At 72.2% G+C, this 16,761-nt stretch carries 15 protein-coding genes and 1 pseudogene; 7 read left to right on the plus strand and 9 right to left on the minus strand.

What is annotated here, in order from left to right; genetic code table 11:
* Positions 1–19 precede the first annotated feature (19 nt).
* The gene (locus AC1DCG_RS08825; protein ID WP_477029068.1) at positions 20–2,359 is read left to right on the plus strand and encodes a beta-L-arabinofuranosidase domain-containing protein; all 2,340 of its coding nucleotides are present in this window, start codon (positions 20–22) and stop codon (positions 2,357–2,359) included.
* 228 nt (positions 2,360–2,587) lie between these two features.
* Here AC1DCG_RS08825 and AC1DCG_RS08830 read toward each other — a convergent pair whose 3' ends face one another.
* The 3 genes from AC1DCG_RS08830 to AC1DCG_RS08840 all read right to left on the minus strand — a co-directional run bounded on the left by AC1DCG_RS08830 (position 2,588) and on the right by AC1DCG_RS08840 (position 5,577).
* On the minus strand, positions 2,588–4,327 hold the full coding sequence (locus tag AC1DCG_RS08830; RefSeq protein WP_477029067.1) for a hypothetical protein: 1,740 nt from the start codon (positions 4,325–4,327) through the stop codon (positions 2,588–2,590).
* A 114-nt stretch (positions 4,328–4,441) separates the two neighbouring features.
* A complete protein-coding gene (locus tag AC1DCG_RS08835) occupies positions 4,442–5,119 on the minus strand; it encodes a hypothetical protein (protein WP_477029066.1) in 678 nt (225 codons plus the stop codon).
* A gap of 59 nt (positions 5,120–5,178) precedes the next feature.
* On the minus strand, positions 5,179–5,577 hold the full coding sequence (locus AC1DCG_RS08840) for an Rrf2 family transcriptional regulator (protein WP_165257424.1): 399 nt from the start codon (positions 5,575–5,577) through the stop codon (positions 5,179–5,181).
* Positions 5,578–5,702: 125 nt separating this feature from the next.
* Between AC1DCG_RS08840 and AC1DCG_RS08845 the strand changes: the two genes are divergently transcribed.
* Positions 5,703–5,948, plus strand: a complete 246-nt coding sequence (locus tag AC1DCG_RS08845; protein ID WP_477029065.1) for a hypothetical protein — start codon at positions 5,703–5,705, stop codon at positions 5,946–5,948.
* Positions 5,949–6,040: 92 nt separating this feature from the next.
* Here AC1DCG_RS08845 and arr read toward each other — a convergent pair whose 3' ends face one another.
* Together arr and AC1DCG_RS08855 are read right to left on the minus strand one after the other, a co-directional pair.
* Complete coding sequence (gene arr / locus AC1DCG_RS08850) at positions 6,041–6,436, minus strand: NAD(+)--rifampin ADP-ribosyltransferase (protein WP_477029064.1); 396 nt, start codon at positions 6,434–6,436, stop codon at positions 6,041–6,043.
* Positions 6,437–6,530: 94 nt separating this feature from the next.
* The gene (locus AC1DCG_RS08855; RefSeq protein WP_477029063.1) at positions 6,531–7,424 is read right to left on the minus strand and encodes a LysR substrate-binding domain-containing protein; all 894 of its coding nucleotides are present in this window, start codon (positions 7,422–7,424) and stop codon (positions 6,531–6,533) included.
* Between the two features lie 162 nt (positions 7,425–7,586).
* Between AC1DCG_RS08855 and AC1DCG_RS08860 the strand changes: the two genes are divergently transcribed.
* From AC1DCG_RS08860 to AC1DCG_RS08875, 4 genes and pseudogenes are all read left to right on the plus strand, one after another.
* A complete protein-coding gene (locus tag AC1DCG_RS08860; protein ID WP_477029062.1) occupies positions 7,587–8,189 on the plus strand; it encodes a flavodoxin in 603 nt (200 codons plus the stop codon).
* 11 nt (positions 8,190–8,200) lie between these two features.
* Positions 8,201–9,196, plus strand: a complete 996-nt coding sequence (locus AC1DCG_RS08865; protein WP_477029061.1) for an aldo/keto reductase — start codon at positions 8,201–8,203, stop codon at positions 9,194–9,196.
* 11 nt (positions 9,197–9,207) lie between these two features.
* Positions 9,208–10,350, plus strand: coding sequence for an aldo/keto reductase (locus AC1DCG_RS08870; protein ID WP_477029060.1), 1,143 nt, complete (start codon positions 9,208–9,210; stop codon positions 10,348–10,350).
* A pseudogene (locus AC1DCG_RS08875) lies at positions 10,319–10,495 on the plus strand (hypothetical protein); the annotation flags it as partial. The gene AC1DCG_RS08870 and the pseudogene AC1DCG_RS08875, both read left to right, overlap by 32 nt.
* Positions 10,496–10,503: 8 nt before the next feature.
* Here AC1DCG_RS08875 and AC1DCG_RS08880 read toward each other — a convergent pair.
* On the minus strand, positions 10,504–10,785 hold the full coding sequence (locus AC1DCG_RS08880; RefSeq protein ID WP_477029059.1) for a hypothetical protein: 282 nt from the start codon (positions 10,783–10,785) through the stop codon (positions 10,504–10,506).
* Positions 10,785–12,380 carry a methyl-accepting chemotaxis protein gene (locus tag AC1DCG_RS08885; RefSeq protein ID WP_477029111.1) on the minus strand — a complete coding sequence of 532 codons (1,596 nt, stop codon included), beginning with the start codon at positions 12,378–12,380 and terminating at the stop codon, positions 10,785–10,787. Before AC1DCG_RS08885 ends, AC1DCG_RS08880 begins: the two co-directional genes overlap by 1 nt.
* Positions 12,381–12,632: 252 nt before the next feature.
* Here AC1DCG_RS08885 and AC1DCG_RS08890 point away from each other — a divergent pair, with 252 nt between their 5' ends.
* On the plus strand, positions 12,633–13,970 hold the full coding sequence (locus AC1DCG_RS08890; protein WP_477029058.1) for an ATP-binding protein: 1,338 nt from the start codon (positions 12,633–12,635) through the stop codon (positions 13,968–13,970).
* A gap of 10 nt (positions 13,971–13,980) precedes the next feature.
* Here AC1DCG_RS08890 and AC1DCG_RS08895 read toward each other — a convergent pair whose 3' ends face one another.
* Together AC1DCG_RS08895 and AC1DCG_RS08900 are read right to left on the minus strand one after the other, a co-directional pair.
* Positions 13,981–15,735, minus strand: a complete 1,755-nt coding sequence (locus AC1DCG_RS08895) for an Ig-like domain-containing protein (RefSeq protein ID WP_477029057.1) — start codon at positions 15,733–15,735, stop codon at positions 13,981–13,983.
* Complete coding sequence (locus AC1DCG_RS08900; RefSeq protein ID WP_477029056.1) at positions 15,732–16,709, minus strand: hypothetical protein; 978 nt, start codon at positions 16,707–16,709, stop codon at positions 15,732–15,734. The genes AC1DCG_RS08895 and AC1DCG_RS08900 overlap by 4 nt, the downstream gene beginning before the upstream one ends.
* Positions 16,710–16,761: the final 52 nt, after the last annotated feature.

The raw sequence follows: 16,761 nt of genomic DNA on the forward strand, positions 1-16,761 counted from the left end.
GAACGACGCGACGAGGGGCATGGCGACCCGCCGGGGGTTCCTGCTGGCTTCCACCGCGCTGGCCTTCGCCGGCGGGGCCGCCGTCGCCGCGCCCCTGGCCGTGGACCCCGCTCGCGTCGTCGCCCGGCCCGTGGCCGCGCGTCACGTGACCCTGACGCCGTCGATCTTCGCCCAGGCCCAGGCGGCCAACCGCGCCTATCTGGTCTCGCTTTCGCCCGACCGGCTGCTGCACAACTTCCACAAGGGCGCGGGCCTGCCGGTCAAGGCGCCGGTCTATGGCGGCTGGGAGGCCCAGAGCATCGCCGGCCACACCCTGGGCCACTGGCTGACGGCCTGCGCGCTGCAGGTGGCCAACACCGGCGATCCGCAGCTGCGCGAGCGCCTGGCCTACACGGTCGCCGAACTGGCCCGCGTGCAGGCCGCCCACGGCGACGGCTATGTCGGCGGAACCACCCGCTGGGGCCAGGACGATCCGGTCGGCGGCAAGCAGGTGTTCGAGGAACTGCGGCGAGGCGACATCCGGTCTTCGCGCTTCAGCCTCAACGACGGCTGGGTGCCGGTCTACACCTGGCACAAGGTGCATGCGGGCCTGCTGGACGCCCATGAGCTGGCCGCCACGCCCGGCGCGCTGGACGTGGCGGTCGGCCTGGCCGGCTATTTCGCCGGGGTGATCGACGGCCTCTCCGACGAGCAGGTGCAGAAGATCCTCGTCACCGAGCACGGCGGCATCAACGAGGCCTACGCCCAGACCTACGCCCTGACCGGCGATGCGCGCTGGCTGAAGGTCGCCCGCCGCCTGCGCCACAAGGCCGTGCTGGATCCGATCGCCGCCGAGCGCGACGAGCTGGCCGGCCTGCACGCCAACACCCAGATCCCCAAGGTCATCGGCCTGGCGCGGCTTCATGAAGTCGCCGGCGACGACCCCGGCGAGGCGACCGCCGCGCGCTTCTTCCACCGGGTCGTGACCCGCGACCACAGCTATGTCATCGGCGGCAATTCCGACCGCGAGCACTTCGGCAAGCCGGGCCAGATCGCCCGCCACATGGCCGAGACCACCTGCGAGGCCTGCAACAGCTACAACATGCTGAAGCTGACCCGCCACCTGTGGAGCTGGAAGCCCGACGGGGCCCTGTTCGACTATTACGAGCGCGCCCAGCTGAACCACATCATGGCCCACCAGCGGCCGGGCGACGGCCGCTTCGTCTACTTCATGCCGATGGCCGCGGGCGGGCGGCGCAGCTATTCCACCTACGAGGACAGCTTCTGGTGCTGCGTCGGCTCGGGCATGGAAAGCCACGCCAAGCACGCCGACAGCATCTGGTGGAAGGGCGGCGACGGCGCGCTCTATCTCAATCTCTTCATCCCCTCGAAGCTCGACTTGCCGGACGGCGATTTCACCATCGACCTGGACACCGAGTACCCGAGGCGAGACCAGGTGCGGCTGACCCTCGTGCGCGCCCCCGCCGGCGAGCGTGAGATCGCCGTGCGCCTGCCGGCCTGGTGCGCCCGGCCGGCGATCCTGGTGAACGGCAAGCCGGCCGGCCGGGGCGGCCCCGACGGTTATGCCCGGCTGTCGCGCCGCTGGAAGGCCGGCGACCGGATCGAGCTTTCCCTGCCGATGACGCTGCGGGCCGAGCCGACGCCGGACGATCCCAACCTGGTGGCCTTCGTCTCGGGGCCGCTGGTGCTGGCCGCCGACGTGGGCCTGGCCGACCGTCCGTTCGAGAAGGCCGCGCCGGCCCTGGTCGGCGACGGGCCGGCCGCGGGCCTGCTGCGCCAGGTGGGCAAGCTGCCTCACACCTACGCCGCCCGCACGGCCCAGGGCGAGAGCGTGGTGTTCGCCCCCTTCTTCAACCAGTACGACAACCGCACGGCCGTCTACGCCCCGGTGTTCACCAAGGCCCGCTGGGCGGGCGAGGGCCAGGCCTTCCTGGCGGCCGAGCGGGCGCGGATCGACACCGCCGCCCGCAGCGTCGACACCGTCTATCTGGGCGAGCAGCAGCCCGAGGTCGACCACAAGGTCGCGGCCGCAAACGGCGAGATCATCCAGCTGAACGGCCGCAGCGGCCGCAAGCTGAACCCCGGCGGCGGCTGGCTGGAAGCCACGCTGGCCCGCCGCGCCGGCCCGCTGGTGCTGCAGCTGGTCTACTGGGGCGCCGACGCGGCCCAGTCGGCCAAGGTGCTGGCCGACGGCGCGCCGATCGGAACCTTCGCCACCCCGGCCGGCAAGCGCGACGGCTTCTTCACCGTCGACCTGCCGCTGCCGCCCGGATCCGCCCCGGCCCGCGTGCGCATCGAGGCCGAGGGCAAGCCGGTGGTGATCTACGAGCTTAGGGTGATGGCGGCGGCGACGGCCTAGGGTCTGGACTCAATTGGCGTGCAAAGAAACGTGTCTTCCCGGCCGGAGGAGCGCGTCAGCGATCCGTAGAGCCGGGATCTCCCACGTCGGCAGGTTCTGAACTGTGGGAGATCCCGGCGCTCCGCTGCGCTGCGGCCGGGATGACAACTACTATAAACTATTGAAACTGATAAATAATTACCCTCGTCCAATTTAGTGCAGATCCTAGGGCCCGCCGCCCGCCTCCTGCTACCGCAACCCCTCGATCCGCCACTGGGCCTCAGGGGTCTTCGGGTCGCCCTGGCGGTTGAGATAGGGGCGATCGCCGTTCAGCCAGACGTACTGGTTCCAGCTGGTCTCGCGCATCGACCAGCCCGGGCCGGCCGGCGCCAGGCCGTAGGCGGGCGGCTGCCGGACCGGACGGGCGAACAGCATCATTGCGCCGCTGGTCCGGTAGTCGAGGAACAGGCCCGGATCGTCGACCGAGCGGAACATCGCGTGGCTCTGCGGACCCACCATCGAAAACTCCAGCGGCGCGCCTTCGCGGGCGTAGACCGGGGTCTCGTTGCTGCTCCAGACGGGCGCGACCACGTAGCGGCCGTTGGCCACGCTCTGCAGGCGCACGCGGGTCGAGGTGTCGGCCGGGCGGGGCGTGGGCCGCCAGCCGGCAGGCGGCGTCTGCAGCCTCGCGGCGTTGCGCCAGCGCCATGCGTACCAGACCTGGGTCTGGGGATCGAACTGGTCCTCGTAGCCGATCTCGGGCAGCACGTTGTAGAGGCACACGCGCTGGTCCTCCTTCAGCTCGGCGATGTAGGAAGCCTGGCTGTAGCCGCGCTTGACCCCCTCCATRCACTGGGCCTGGGTCTTGCCCTTGCCCGTCTGGCCGTCGTCCAGGACATAGGTGGCGTCACGCCGGGCCGGATCGTCGTACCAGCCGCGCATCTCGGCCTCGTCGAAGCTCAGCCAGTGGGCGACCAGGGTCTGCGCCTCGGCCCGCGCGGCGGCCTCGCGCTGGGCCTGGGGCAGAGCCATGGTGCGGATGAAGGCCGCCCACAGGTCGCGGCTGGCCTCGGTGGCCACCAGGGCGGTCGGCTTCATGTTGCTGGGGGTGTAGCTGCTCCAGCCCGGGGCCCGGCGTTCGGCGGCCGTCCAGATCACGTCGCCGCTCTTGGGCCTGAGCACGATCTCGGCCTTGGAGTGGCTGTGCTGCTCGGCGCCCTTGGCGCAGGCGTAGCTCTTGACCTGGCGGATCCGCACATAGTTGTCCTCGGCGATCCGCACGGTGTGTTCGGAACTGAACGAGTCCTGGAACAGGTGCACGGCGCGACCGAACAGGAAATAGTTCCTGTCGACCGTCTGGGCCTGGGTGGTCGCCCCGCCGTCCTGGACCCGGATCATGGTCTTGGGGGCGGTGGCGGCGGCGACGAAATAGTCCACGAACCGGGCCTGCGACTCCCTGGCCGCGCGCACGCCGCCGTCGGGGCCGGCGTCGTCGTAGCGGCGCATGAAGTGGTCGTACTGGGCCTCGGCGGCCTCCTGGGCCACGGCGGTCCAGCAGCGGTTGGCGAACTGGGTCACGCCCACCCGATGGCCCGCCAGGTCCACCCAGCGCTCGCCGATGACGGCGTCGTAGACGGCCTTGTAGTGCGAGGCGTAGCGGCTGTCGGAAACCTTGTGGCCGCGGATGCGGGCGGCCTCGGCCGGCGCCGCGCCGGCGTCCACCTTGGGGTTCCAGGCCAGGCCCTTGCCGTACGCCCAGTTCCGGCGGGGATCATGGGGATCAGGCTTGTCCGGGGCGGCCGACGACGGCGCGCCCAGCACCTCCATCGCCGCCAGGCGGGTGATCCATTCGTGGCCCATCGGCACGATGAAGGCCCTCTCGGGTCCCGCGCTCTGGGTGTAGGTCCCGCCCGGCCAGGCCGCGCCCAGCCCGAGCAGCATCGCGGCGGCCGCGCCCAGCCGGCCGATCGTGGATGCACGCGTCCGCATCGTCTTTCTTCGTCCCCCAAACGCCCCCCTCGGGCGGCGGGCAGGTTCGGGCGGCGATGCGCGCAAGGGATGTATCGTTTTTCACAGGCGTCTCAATAGTGGCGCCGCGCCCCTCTATCCCCCGCACCCCGGATCCGGCGTCTCGCGTCCGTCGGGGCAGGCGTAGAAGCCTTCGTCCTGGCCGGGCAGGGTGATCCCCTCGTCGGCGAGGTCGAGGAACCAGCGGCCTTCGCGGAACGGGGCGATGCCGGTGGCGACCATCTCCTGCGACAGGGCCGGCGCCAGGAACGGGAAGGCCGCCTGCATGCGCCGATCGCGGGCCCAGTCGGGCGCGGCCTCCAGGCGGTAGGCGAAGTTCAGGGTCTTGCCGTCCTCGCCCACCAGCCAGGCGCGGGTGATCCGCCGGCGGGCGTAGCACAGTTCGGCGCTGGGCGGCCCGACGGTTCCGCGCTGGCGCTCGCGCCAGAAGGGGCGGGCCCTGGCGGTGGGCTCAAGGCGCGTCTCGCCCTCCGGCGCGCCGGGAACGGCCGCCAGCAGGCCCGTCTCGACCAGGGCGCGCACGGTGTCGAGCCTTGCGGTGCGGTCGCTGATCTGGATCGGCGCGGCGCCGGTCAGCACGGCCGCGCACTGGCCCCGCGGGTCCTTGTCGAAATGGGCCTGGATCTCGCGGACGGCCTGGCCGCTTTCGATCGAACGCCGGGCCTGCTCCTCGGGACTGGCCGCGCAGGCCGCCAGCAGCAGCGCGACGATGGCCAGCGCCCCGCCGCGCGTCCGTCCGATCCCGTTTCTCATCCCGTCCTCGCGCCTGCCTTGCGTCCGGGCGGAACGGGCGAGGCCCGCCGGGGTTGCCCTCAGCCCGCCGGCGCCTCCAGCGTGGCGGCCAGCCGGGCGAGGTTGGCGCTGTTGGCGGCCATGGCCTCGGCGATGTCGGGGCGTTCGGGAATGCGCGCGATCACCCCGCCGCCGGCCGCGCGCACCGTGAAGCCGTCGCGCTGCAGCTTCAGCAGGTGGCGGCGGGTGGTCTCGATCGGCAGGCCCAGCGACCGGGCGATCGCCGTCAGCCGCACGGGCTGCTCGCCCAGCGCGTCCTGCGGGGCGTGGGCCGATAGCCGCAGGGCGGTCAGGAACACCAGGCCCCGCATGATGTCGCCGTCGAACACCGACGACAGCAGGCCCGCGCTGCGCAGCACGTAGTCGGCGCCGACGTCCAGGTGATGGCGGGCGAGCGTCGATCGAACGTCATTGGGCATGGGCGGCCTCCTCCTCGTGCGGGCAGGTCCCACGCCGCGCGGCGGGCGGCCTTGATCCGGATCAAGGCGCGACCGGCGATCTTCAGGCAGCAGCGGCGGCCAGTTCCCGGAGTTGAGCCCCCACGATGTCCCCCGCCGGCCCCGACCACCCGCACGGCCCCGACGTGCCGACCTTCACCGGCGAGGACATCGTGCGCCTGTTCGCCGCCACCTACCTGCCGCTGTGCCGCTCGCTCGAAGCCGCCGGCGCCCTCGACCCCCAGGCCCTGGCCCGCGACATCCGCGCCCGCCTCGACCCCGAACCGGGCGAGCCCTGGGAAATCCTGGCCGCCGCCCTGTGCAAGGTGCTGGGCGAGACGGGGCGGGGGTAGGGGCTCCAAACCCAGCAACGTCCGCTATGTCCAACCGAGCGTCCCCGCCGTCGCGGGGAAAGTCGGATTGTTGGGGCGGCGGGTGATCCCCCTCAGTCCTCGATCGCCTCGATCCCCTGCTGTTTCAGCGTTTCCAGGTGCGCGCGCATGGCCGCCAGCTGCTCGGGCGGATGGCCGGTCCAGCCTTCGACCTCGCCGACGATCCGCAGCGGGTCGCGGGTGCGGTACGACCTGGTCGGATTGCCGGGGAACTTCTTGTCGGTGACGTTGGGATCGTCCTCGAACGGCCCGGTCGGCTCGACCACGTAGATCCGCTCGCGCCCCTTGCCCAGGGCCAGCTCCGCGCCCCAGGTCGCCGCGCCCAGCGTGGCGGCGAAGTAGACGAAGGCCGCGGCCCTGCGCGCGCCGTAGTTCGAGACCCTGCCGGCCTCGATCAGGTCGCCGGTCGCCAGATCCGCCTTCGTGCCGTGATAGTAGGTCGTGCTCATGCCGGGTCGCCTCCGCTGAAGAAGACCCCGCAGACTGCGCATATTTCGCCGCCCGCCAATTCTTGAACGCAGGTTTTTCGGGCCTAGATCTCTATCAGCCGCCCCGCCAGCGCAGGGCCTCGGCCAGTTTCGAGAAGGCCGGCGAGGCGTGCCGGCGGCTGGGATAATAGAGGTGGTAGCCGGAGAACGGCTCGCACCAGTCCTCCAGCACTCGCACCAGGTCGCCGCTGGCCAGGTGGGGCGCGGCGACGTCCTGGGGCATGTAGGCCAGGCCCAGTCCCTGCAGCGCGCCGTCCAGCCGCTGGCGGATGGTGTTGACCACCAGCTGGCCGTCGACGCGCACCTTGACCTCGCGGCCGTCCTTCTCGAACTCCCAGGCGAACAGGCCGCCATAGGTGGGCAGGCGCATGTTGATGCAGTTGTGCTCGGTCAGGTCCTGCGGCGTCAGCGGGTGCGGCCGGGCGGCGAAATAGGCCGGCGAGCCGACCACGGCCATCCGCAGGTCGGGGCCGATGCGCAGGGCGATCATGTCCTTGGCCACCTGCTCGCCCAGCCGCACGCCGGCGTCGAAGCCTTCGGCGACGATGTCCACCAGGCCGTAGTCGACGGTGATCTCGACCCGGATGTCGGGATAGTCCGGCAGCAGTCTGGCCAGGCCCGGCTGCAGGGCCGACTGGGCGGCGTGCTCGCCGGCGGTGATGCGGATCGTGCCCGCCGGCTTCTCGCGCAGGTCGCTGAGGGCGGCCAGCGCCTGCTCGATCTCCTCCAGCCGCGGGGCCAGGGTCGCCAGCAGGCGCTCGCCGGCCTCGGTCGCCGCCACGCTGCGGGTGGTGCGGGCCAGCAGCCGCAGGCCCAGCCGCCCCTCCAGGCCCTTGATCGTCTGGCTCAGCGCCGAGGCCGAGACGCCCAGCTTGGCGCCGGCCCGGGTGAAGCTGCGCTCCCTGGCCACCAGGGCGAAGGCGGCGAGGTCATCGAGACGCATGGCCATTTGTAAGTCCTGCTAAAAACGACATGGCGATTATCGCGTCTAATGATGTGAACGGGCCAGGACTATCTTCCTCCCGTGCGAAGGCGCCGGGGGCTCCGCGTTTGCCGCAGCCAGGAGCCCGCCCATGATCCGCATGTCGTCCGACGTCCCGGAGAGCCGCGCATGACCCGCGTCTCCCGCCGCGCCGCGATCGGCGCGCCAACCACCATGATGTTGGGCGCGATGATGCTGGCCGCCGGCGCCTGCGGGGCCGAGGCGACCCGGCCGTCCGGCCAGGCCCGCACGCTGGTCGTCTATTTCAGCCGCTCGGGAAACACCCGGGTGATCGCCGGCCAGCTGCAGCGCGAACTGCCCGCCGACCTGTTCGAGATCCGGCCCGCGCGGCCCTATCCCGACGACTACGAGCAGACGGTCGCCCAGGCCAGCCGCGAGCGCGAGGCCGGCTTCCGGCCCGAACTGGCCGGCCGGGTCGCGGACCTCTCGGCCTACGATGTGGTGTGGCTGGGCTTTCCGGTCTGGGGCCAGAGCGTCCCGCCGCCGGTCCGCGCCTTCCTGGCCGCCCACGACCTGACCGGCAAGACCGTCCGCCCCTTCGTCACCCACGGCGGCTACGGCCTGGGCGACAGCCTTTCGGTGCTGCGGGCCGATGCGCCCCAGGCGCGCTTCGAACCAGCCGTCTCGATGGAGGCCGACCAGGAGCGCCGCACCATGAACCAGGTCCGTGAGTGGCTGGCCAAGGCCCGGCCCCGCGCGACCAATCCTTGAGGAGAGCAAAGATGCAGAAGCGCAAACTGGGCCAGGGCCTGAAAGTCTCGGCCCTCGGCTACGGCTGCATGGGCCTCAGTTCGGGTTACGGCCCGGCGACGCCGCGCGACGAGGCCGTGGCGGTGATCCGCGCCGCCTTCGAGGCGGGCGTCACCTTTTTCGACACCGCAGAGGTCTATGGGCCCTTCGCCAACGAGGCCCTGCTGGGCGTGGCCGTCGCGCCCTTCCGCCACGAGGTGGTCATCGCCACCAAGTTCGGCTTCGACGTCGACATGGAGACCGGCATGCGCAGCGGCGGGCTCAACAGCCGTCCCGACCACATCAAGGCGGTGGTCGAGGCCCAGCTGAAGCGCCTGCGCACCGACCGCATCGACCTGCTCTACCAGCACCGCGTCGATCCCGACGTGCCGATGGAGGACGTGGCCGGGGCGGTGAAGGACCTGATCGGCGAGGGCAAGGTCGCCCATTTCGGCCTGTCCGAGCCTAGCCTGGCCTCGCTGCGGCGCGCCCATGCCGTGCAGCCGGTGACGGCCCTGCAGAACGAGTACTCGCTGTGGACCCGCGACGTGGAGGACAACGGCGTCCTGGCCGCGTGCGAGGAACTGGGCGTCGGCTTCGTGCCGTTCAGCCCGCTGGGCGCCGGCTTCCTGACCGGCAAGATCGACACGACCACGAAGCTGGGGGAGGGCGACTTCCGGGCGATCTCGCCGCGCTTCACCGAGCAGGCCCGCGCCGCCAACATGGCGCTGGTTGACCTCTTGAAGGCCATCGCCGCCGAGAAGGGCGCGACGCCCGCCCAGATCGCCCTGGCCTGGCTGCTGGCGCAGAAGCCGTGGATCGTGCCGATCCCGGGCACCACCAAGCTGCCCCGCCTGGCCGAGAACCTGGGCGCGGCGCAGGTCGAACTGAGCGGCGCCGACCTGACCCGCATCGCCGGCGCGGCGGCGAAGATCACCATCCAGGGCGCGCGCCTGCCCGAGGATTCCCTGTCCAAGACCAACCGCTGAGCGAGGCGAGAATGAGCGAGCAAGACAAGCGCGCGGGCGTGGATCGTCGCGGCCTGCTGGCCCTGGGGCTGGCCGCGCCGGCGGCCCTGGCGGCGAGCGGAACCCCGGCCGGGGCGGCCCAGGCGGCCCAGCCCGCCCCGGCTCTCGACCGCCGCCGGCTGGGCAGGCTGGAGGTCTCGGGCCTGGGCCTGGGCGTCCAGAACATGAGCCGCACCTACCAGACCACCATCCCCTACCGGCCCGAGATGATCGACATCATCCGCAAGGCCCGCGACCAGGGCGTCACCTTCTTCGACGCCGCCGAGGCCTATGGCCCGCACGAGGTCGAGCGCATCCTGGGCGAGGGCGTGGCTCCGTTCCGCGACGAGGTGGTGATCGCCAGCAAGTTCGGCTGGAACATCGACCTGGAAACCGGCGCCCGCGGTCCTGGCCTCAACAGCCGGCCCGAGCACATCAAGCTGGCGGTCGAGGGCATGCTGAGGCGCCTGCGCACCGACCGCATCGACCTGCTCTACCAGCACCGCGTTGACCCGGCGGTGCCGATCGAGGACGTGGCCGGGGCGGTCAAGGACCTGGTGGCGCAGGGCAAGGTGCTGCACTGGGGCCTGTGCGAGATGGGGCCGCAGACCCTGCGCCGCGCCCATGCGGAACTGCCGCTGGCGGCCGTCCAGAACGAATATTCGATGCTGTGGCGCGGGCCGGAGGCCTGGGTGCTGAAGGCCTGCGAGGAGCTGGGGATCGGCCTGGTCTGCTGGAGCCCGCTGGGCGTGGGTTTCCTGAACGGCGCGATCGACGAGCGCACCCGCTACGCCGACGGCGACATCCGCAAGCTCGAGGGCCGGTTCGCGCCCGAGAACCTGCCGGCCAACCTGGCGCTGGTGACGCTGGTCAAGGACTGGGCCCGTCGCAAGAACTGCGCGCCCGGCCAGGTCGCCCTGGCCTGGCTGCGGGCCCAGCGGCCCTGGATCGTGCCGATCCCGGGAACCACCCAGATGGCGCACATGCTGCAGAACGTCGGCGCGGCCGCAGTGGCCTTCACCGCCGCCGAACTCGCCGACCTGAACGCCGCCGTCGCCGCCATCCAGGTCCAGGGCCTGCGCCTGCCGCCCGCCGTGCTGGCCTATTCCGAGGTCGAGGCCCCGCCGAAGGGGTAGGGTCGAGGGCTCCCTCTCCCAGAGGGAGAGGGCTGGGGTGAGGGGTTACGGCGCCAGACGGAGCGCCGGCGCATCGTCCGACCTCGTAACCCCTCACCCTCCCACCGCGTCGCGGCGGGCCCCTCCCTCTCCCTTTGGGAGAGGGAGCAAGAATTACCCCAATCCCCCCGCGATCACTCGCAACGCCGGCTCGCGCTTCGGGCCGGACTGGGGTCCCGGCTGCGGCCTGGGCCGGCGCAGCACGATCTGCAGCGCCTCGACCATGGCCGCGCTGGCGGTGGCCTCGCCCGGCGCCACATACAGCGCCATGTCGTCGGCCAGGGTCGCGCGGTCGAGCACGCCGGCGGTTTCCAGCCGTTCGCACAGCGGCAGCCAGGTGGCGGCGAACAGCTTGATCAGGTCGGTGGGCGTGAACTCGGCGACCTTGGCCGTCATCAGGCGGCCCGCTGGCTGGAGGGGGCGGCCGCCTCGCGGGTGCGGAACAGGCCGATGCGGTCGGCCAGTTCGGCGGCTTCCGACTTCAGGGCGTGGGCGGCCGCGGTGGTCTCCTCGACCATGGCCGCGTTCTGCTGCACCACGCGGTCCATCGCGCCCATGGTGGTGTTGACCTCGCCCAGGTTGGAGGCCTGGTCGGCGGCCGAGCGGGCGATGGCGTCGATCTGGGTGTCGATCTCGGCCACGCGGGCGACGATGCGCTGCAGGGCCTCGCGCGTCTTGCCCACACGCTCGACCCCGGCGGCCACCTGGTCGCCCGAGACGGCCACCAGGGCCTTGATCTCGCGGGCGGCGTCGGCGCTGCGCTGGGCCAGCGCCCGCACTTCCTGGGCGACGACGGCGAAGCCCTTGCCTGCATCGCCGGCCCGGGCCGCCTCGACCCCGGCGTTCAGCGCCAGAAGGTTGGTCTGGAAGGCGATCTCGTCGATCACCCCGATGATCTGGCCGATCTGGCCCGACGAGGTCTCGATCAGGGTCATGGCCTCGACCGCCTCGGTGACGACGGGATCGGAGCGCTCGGCCTCCTCGCGGGCGCGGGCGGCCGCGGCGTTGGCCTTGCGGGCGTTGTCGGCGGTCTCGTTGACGGTGGCGGTGATCTGGCCCAGCGCCGTCGAGGTCTCCACCAGGCTGGCGGCCTGGTCCTCGGTGCGGTTGGCCAGTTCGTCGGAGGCGCGGCTCATCTCGGCCACGCCCGCGCTCATGCTGGCGGCGTTGCCGCTGATCTCGCCCAGCGCCGCGCGCAGCTTGGCCACCGCGTCGTTGAAGTCCTGGCGCAGGGGCTCGTACTGGGCGGCGAAGCGGGTCTCCAGCCGCGAGGTCAGGTCGCCCCCGGCCAGTTGGCGCAGGGCCTGGGCCAGGTGCTCGACCACCTCCGTCTGCTCGGCCTCCATCGCCGCCTTCAGGCGCGCGCGCTCGGCGTTGGCGCGGTCGGCGGCGGCGCGCTCGGCCAGGGCCGCGGCGTTGGCCTCGTCGGCGGCGCGGGCGGCGCGCTCGGAGGCCTGCGTGCGGGCGCTGACGGTGACGAACAGGCGTGAGACCCCGGCCGTCAGCCAGACCAGCGACCAGGCGGTGGTCACGGTCAGGGCCGCGCGCAGGGCCAGCGCCAGCAGGCTCTCGTCGGCCGCCAGGCGGTGGGGGAAGAGGCCCGCGGCCACGAGGTCGACGCCGATGACGGCGCCCGCCCCGAGGGCCACCACCCGCCAGTCGCCATAGGCCACCAGCAAAGCCAGGGCCGCCAGGAAGGCCATGCGGGCCTCGTCCTGGAGGGGATGGCCCTGGAAGGCCAGCACGAACATCGCCGCCTGCCCCACCAGGGCCAGGGCCGTGCACAGCTGCTGGGCCAGTCGGTCGCGCCACAGGCCGTAGGCGGCCAGCACCAGCACCGCCAGGGCCGCCGAGGCCAGCGACGGCGCCAGCAGCGGCGCGCCGGTCAGCAGGCAGGCGATGGGAACCACCACGGCGCTGGCCGCCACGCAGCCGATCACCAGCTGGCCGCCGACGCGGCGCTGGGCCTCAATACTGTCGAACTGGATCAAACGCACGCCCGCCTCCGTATTTCGCGGCGATCGTGCTGGATGAGCGTTAATCGGTCGTGACAAAACTGTCGAAACAAAGCGCATGGTTACTACGTACCAATACGTATGTGGTGCGTAGATATTCTCAAAATGAGATAGCGACGACATGCTAGGCCGGTTTTCCGGTCGCGCGCGACCGTCCCGACAACGTCCTTGGTCGGACGACGTCAACCGGGAGTGGCCCCCGGCCGCGCGCCTGTGTAAGCCTTGGCCATGGCTTCGAAGGTGCGAGACATTCTGCGGCGGCCCCGGGGCCTGATCGGCCGCTCCATCCTGGTGGTGGCGGCGATCGTGTTCGTGCAGCTGGCGGCCAGCGTCGCCTTCTACCAGGCGATCGACCGCCAGACCCTGCGCGAGGACCACGCCCGCCGCATCGCCGAACTGCTGGTGGTGGGCGACCGCGTCAGCCGCCTGTCGCAGGCCGATCTCGACCAGGTGATGACCTCGCGCTACCTCGAGGCCGAGGTCGTTTCCGCCCCGCCGCTGGCGCCGTCCCAGGCCCGCGCCCAGACCGGCGAGGCCGACGCCATCGTCCGCTATGTGCGCCAGTGGGAGCCGGGCCTGGCCGGGCGGCCCCTGCGCCTGTGGTCCGAGGACCAGTCGGACCACGGCCGCGATCTCGTCGGCGTCATGGGGCTTTCCGACGGCCGCTGGCTGTCGTTCCGCTCGCGCCACTTCCCGCGGCCCTGGCCGATCGCCCTGCGCGCGGTGGCCACGACCCTGGCCTTCTCGCTGGCCTGCGTGGCGCTGGGCGCCTACGCCCTGCGCCAGCTGGGCGAGCCGCTGCGCCGCCTGGCCGAGGCCGCCGGCCGGGTGGGCGAGGGGCCGCCCCAGCCGGTCGCGGTCGAGGGGCCGACCGACCTGGCCGAACTGGGCCGCGCCTTCAACGACATGCAGCAGCGCATCACCGGCCTGATCGAGGACCAGGCCCGGGCGATGGAGGCGCTCAGCCACGACCTGCGCACGCCGCTGGCCCGCCTGAAGCTGGCTTCCGACTATGTCGAGCCCGAGGACATCCGCGCCCTGGTCGGCGGCAATGTCGACGAGCTGGAGGAGATGCTGCGCTCGCTGTCGGCCTGGCTGCGCGCCCAGCACGCCGCCAGCACCGCCGAGAGCGTCGACCTGCCGGCCCTGATCCGTGCGGTGATCGCCCGCTGGCCCAAGCTCGCCCGCTACGAGGGGCCCAAGTCGCTGACCGTCAGCACCCACCGCGACCCGCTGGAACAGGCCCTGATCCGCCTGGTCGACAACGCCGTGCGCTTCGGCGGCAAGGCCAAGGTGCGCCTTGTGGCCCCCGATCCCGAAAGTCCCGAAGGCCCGCGCATCGAGGTGCTCGACCAGGGGCCGGGCCTGACCGACGAGGTGCTGGCCCGCATCTACGAGCCCTTCTTCCGCGGCGACGCCGCCCGCGCCCGCGACACCGGGGGCTTCGGCCTGGGCATCCCCACCGCCGACCGCCTGCTCAAGCGCTTCGGCGGCCGCCTCCAGATCGCCAACCGCGACGGCGGCGGCGTCACCGCCAGCGTCTGGCCGCCGGCGGGCGAGGGGTAGGGGTGCGCCTCTACTGGCAGAAGTAGCCGCGATAGGCGCCGGTCTCCTTCTCGTCGCGGATCGACCAGGTCTCCAGCTTGCCGGTGTCGGAGGTCCTGACGAACACCCCGCCGACGAGCTTCGTCGTGAAGCCGTAGCCCGGCGCGCTCGGCAGGTCCCAGCGGCCGTCGCCGCCGGCGAAGACCCTCAACGTCGCATCCCCGACGCCCGGCCTGACATAGGTCAGGGCCGAGCCGGGCGCGGCCCAGCAGGTCCAGTAGGCGACCTTCCCGTTGGGGCCCAGGACCTCGTAGCCGGCGTTCTCGCGCAGGCTCCACTGGAAAACGTCGGGGGTCTCGGCCGTCAGGGTCAGCCGGTAGGGTCTGGCCGCGTTCTGGCGACCCACCGACAGCAGATAGACCCCGTCCTTGGGCAGGATGGCGCTGAGCCCGGTCTGGTCGACACCATCGGCGTCCATCATCGCCTCGCCCTCGGGCGTGTAGAGGGTGACCGACAGCCCGCCCGCGCCGCCGGCGCCGGCCGTGGCCTGCAGCACCGCGCCGGCCTCGCCGATGAAGGCGAAGAGGTCCACCGAGGCGCCGACCTTGCCGGCTGGCCGCTGCACCGGCTTGCCGATCTCGGCGGCCAGCACGCCCGGCGGCGGGACGAGCTTGGGCAGGGGCGCGAGCGGAGCGGGCTTGGCCGGCGGCGCTGGCGGGGCCGCCGGCGTTCTGGGGGCGGCCTGGTCCCGGGGCGTCGGTGCGGCGGCGGCGATCGTCGGGAGCGGCGCCGGCGCAGGCGGGGGCGACCAGGGCTTGTACGGTCGCCGGTCGGTGTCGATCTTCAGCCGATAGGGCGTGACCGGCGGATCACCGCTGGTCCAGGCCGAGACGACATAGGTTCCCGCCGTCTTGGCCGTCACCGACAGCTGACGCTCCGGGTTCCTCGGGTGGGTCCCGGCGACGTATCGGTTGCCGGGGTTGGCGACGACCATGGCGATCTTCGACGCGGCCTCCTGCACCTCCAGCCGCAGGGTCTCGCCCGCCTCCAGCGGCACGGCGAAGTGTTCGGACTGGTCGAGGTTGTCGAGCATGTCGAGATCGCTTTCGACGATCAGCGGCGCGGTGACCGCAAGGGGCGCCTTCTGGGTCGACTGGCGCCAGGGCGGCAGGACCAGCAGCGTCGGATCGCGCGGCGGCGCGGGCTCGGGCCTGGCCGTGGCCAGCAGTGGCCGGGCCGCGGCCGCACGCAGCGCCGGATTGGCCGCCAGGCTCCGGGCGTTGGCGGTGATCGCCGCGTCGACCAGGCCGGCCAGGCCGCCCGTCCCGCCCTTGACCTCCACCGCCTCGCGCGTCGACAGCCGGCCGATCTCGGCCCCGCTCGCCCGGTCGCTCAGGGTCCATTCCACGGCGACCTCGACCTTGCCGTTGACGGCGTTCATCGAGGCGAATCCGTAGTTGGGCAGGCAGGCGTCGGCCAGGGTCACCCGGGCCGTTCCCGCCACCCTGACGGCTCCCGCGCCCGGGGCGCTGACCATCACCCCGGCCTTGCTCAGTTCCTCGCGCAGGCGGATGTCGGCCTGGCCGGTGGTGAAGGCGCGGCGCATCTCCGCGCCCGTCAGCGGTCCCTGTTTGATGCAGATCGCGCCGCCCTTCAGCACCGATGCGGCCTGCTGCTCGGCCGGCGCGGCGGCCAGCGGCGCGAGATCGACGGTCATGACCTGGGCCTGGGCCGAAGCGGCCATCGCCGCTGTCGCGACGGCGCTGAGGAGGAGGGCGCGGCTCATTGGGCGTTGCCCCGGTTGCCGCGGCGGGCCTTGAAGAAGGCTTCCAGCTCCTGCCTTCCCTTGGTGTCGGCCTGGACGCTCCTCGCCGCCAGCTCCACCTTCTTCCTGGCCTCTTCGGCGAGGGTTTTCCTGACCTGCTCGTCCCAGGCCTTGCCGGCTTCGCGCAGCGAGGTGTCGGCCTTGGTCACGGTGGCGCCGCTGGTGCTTTTGGGATCGCCGGGGCCGCCGGCCGTTCCGGTCACCCTGGCCGGCCCGCTGGCCGCGCCGAGCCCCGTCAAGTCGGCCGACGGACGCCAGGCGACGAACTTCACGATCCCATAGTCGCGGTTCTGCAGCCACCGGTCGCGCCGGGCGCGGGCCGACGCCTCGTCGTCATAGTAGTTGCACGAACCCGAGCCGTTGCCGTTGAACGGCTGATAGCCGCTCACCACCGTGCCGGCCCCGACCTCGTGGTGGAACAGCATGCCCACGTCGCGGGGGATCGGCGCCTTGGCCGCCGCCACCTGGAAGGGCTCGAACACGAACATCGCCAGCTTCGTGCCGACCCCGCCGGAGGTCTCCAGCGTGCAGACCGCCCATTTGGGCGGGCCGCTCGGCTTGGGCGGGGCGGCGGCAGGCTCTGGCCAGAAGCCCTTGGGGTAACCCATCCGGTTGAGCATGTGGTAGCCGCTCTGGCGATACCATTGCAGGCCCTCGTCGGCGGTGTCGAACCGGGCGCAGCGGGCCGTGCGGTAAGGGGCGGCGGACTGAACGCCCGTCTTGGCCGCCTTGGCCTCCACATCGACGCCCTTCAGCGCGCTCGCCGTGGTCTGATAGGGCATGAAGGCGATGGCCGAGACGTCGCGGCCGGGATTGAAGACGTAGCAGGCCAGGAAGACGGGCTTCTCCCCCGCCGGCTGCGCGACGGCCGGCGGCGGGGCCATGCCGAGGCCGCCCCCGGCGACCACCATCGAAAGCAGCAGGCGTTCCAGCATCGTCTTCCCCCGAGGATCCATCCGGGCGCGCGGCGCGGACCGCGGGCGGATG

This window comes from Caulobacter sp. 10L414, assembly GCF_056395525.1.

What these genes read in the sequence shown, in the direction of transcription:
- AC1DCG_RS08825 (WP_477029068.1), top strand. Translation starts at nt 20, where the DNA reads ATGGCGACCCGCCGGGGGTTCCTGCTGGCTTCCACCGCGCTGGCCTTC.
- AC1DCG_RS08835 (WP_477029066.1), bottom strand. Translation starts at nt 5,119, where the DNA reads ATGAGAAACGGGATCGGACGGACGCGCGGCGGGGCGCTGGCCATCGTC.
- AC1DCG_RS08840 (WP_165257424.1), bottom strand. Translation starts at nt 5,577, where the DNA reads ATGCCCAATGACGTTCGATCGACGCTCGCCCGCCATCACCTGGACGTC.
- AC1DCG_RS08845 (WP_477029065.1), top strand. Translation starts at nt 5,703, where the DNA reads ATGTCCCCCGCCGGCCCCGACCACCCGCACGGCCCCGACGTGCCGACC.
- arr (WP_477029064.1), bottom strand. Translation starts at nt 6,436, where the DNA reads ATGAGCACGACCTACTATCACGGCACGAAGGCGGATCTGGCGACCGGC.
- AC1DCG_RS08855 (WP_477029063.1), bottom strand. Translation starts at nt 7,424, where the DNA reads ATGGCCATGCGTCTCGATGACCTCGCCGCCTTCGCCCTGGTGGCCAGG.
- AC1DCG_RS08860 (WP_477029062.1), top strand. Translation starts at nt 7,587, where the DNA reads ATGACCCGCGTCTCCCGCCGCGCCGCGATCGGCGCGCCAACCACCATG.
- AC1DCG_RS08865 (WP_477029061.1), top strand. Translation starts at nt 8,201, where the DNA reads ATGCAGAAGCGCAAACTGGGCCAGGGCCTGAAAGTCTCGGCCCTCGGC.
- AC1DCG_RS08870 (WP_477029060.1), top strand. Translation starts at nt 9,208, where the DNA reads ATGAGCGAGCAAGACAAGCGCGCGGGCGTGGATCGTCGCGGCCTGCTG.
- AC1DCG_RS08880 (WP_477029059.1), bottom strand. Translation starts at nt 10,785, where the DNA reads ATGACGGCCAAGGTCGCCGAGTTCACGCCCACCGACCTGATCAAGCTG.
- AC1DCG_RS08890 (WP_477029058.1), top strand. Translation starts at nt 12,633, where the DNA reads ATGGCTTCGAAGGTGCGAGACATTCTGCGGCGGCCCCGGGGCCTGATC.
- AC1DCG_RS08895 (WP_477029057.1), bottom strand. Translation starts at nt 15,735, where the DNA reads ATGAGCCGCGCCCTCCTCCTCAGCGCCGTCGCGACAGCGGCGATGGCC.
- AC1DCG_RS08900 (WP_477029056.1), bottom strand. Translation starts at nt 16,709, where the DNA reads ATGCTGGAACGCCTGCTGCTTTCGATGGTGGTCGCCGGGGGCGGCCTC.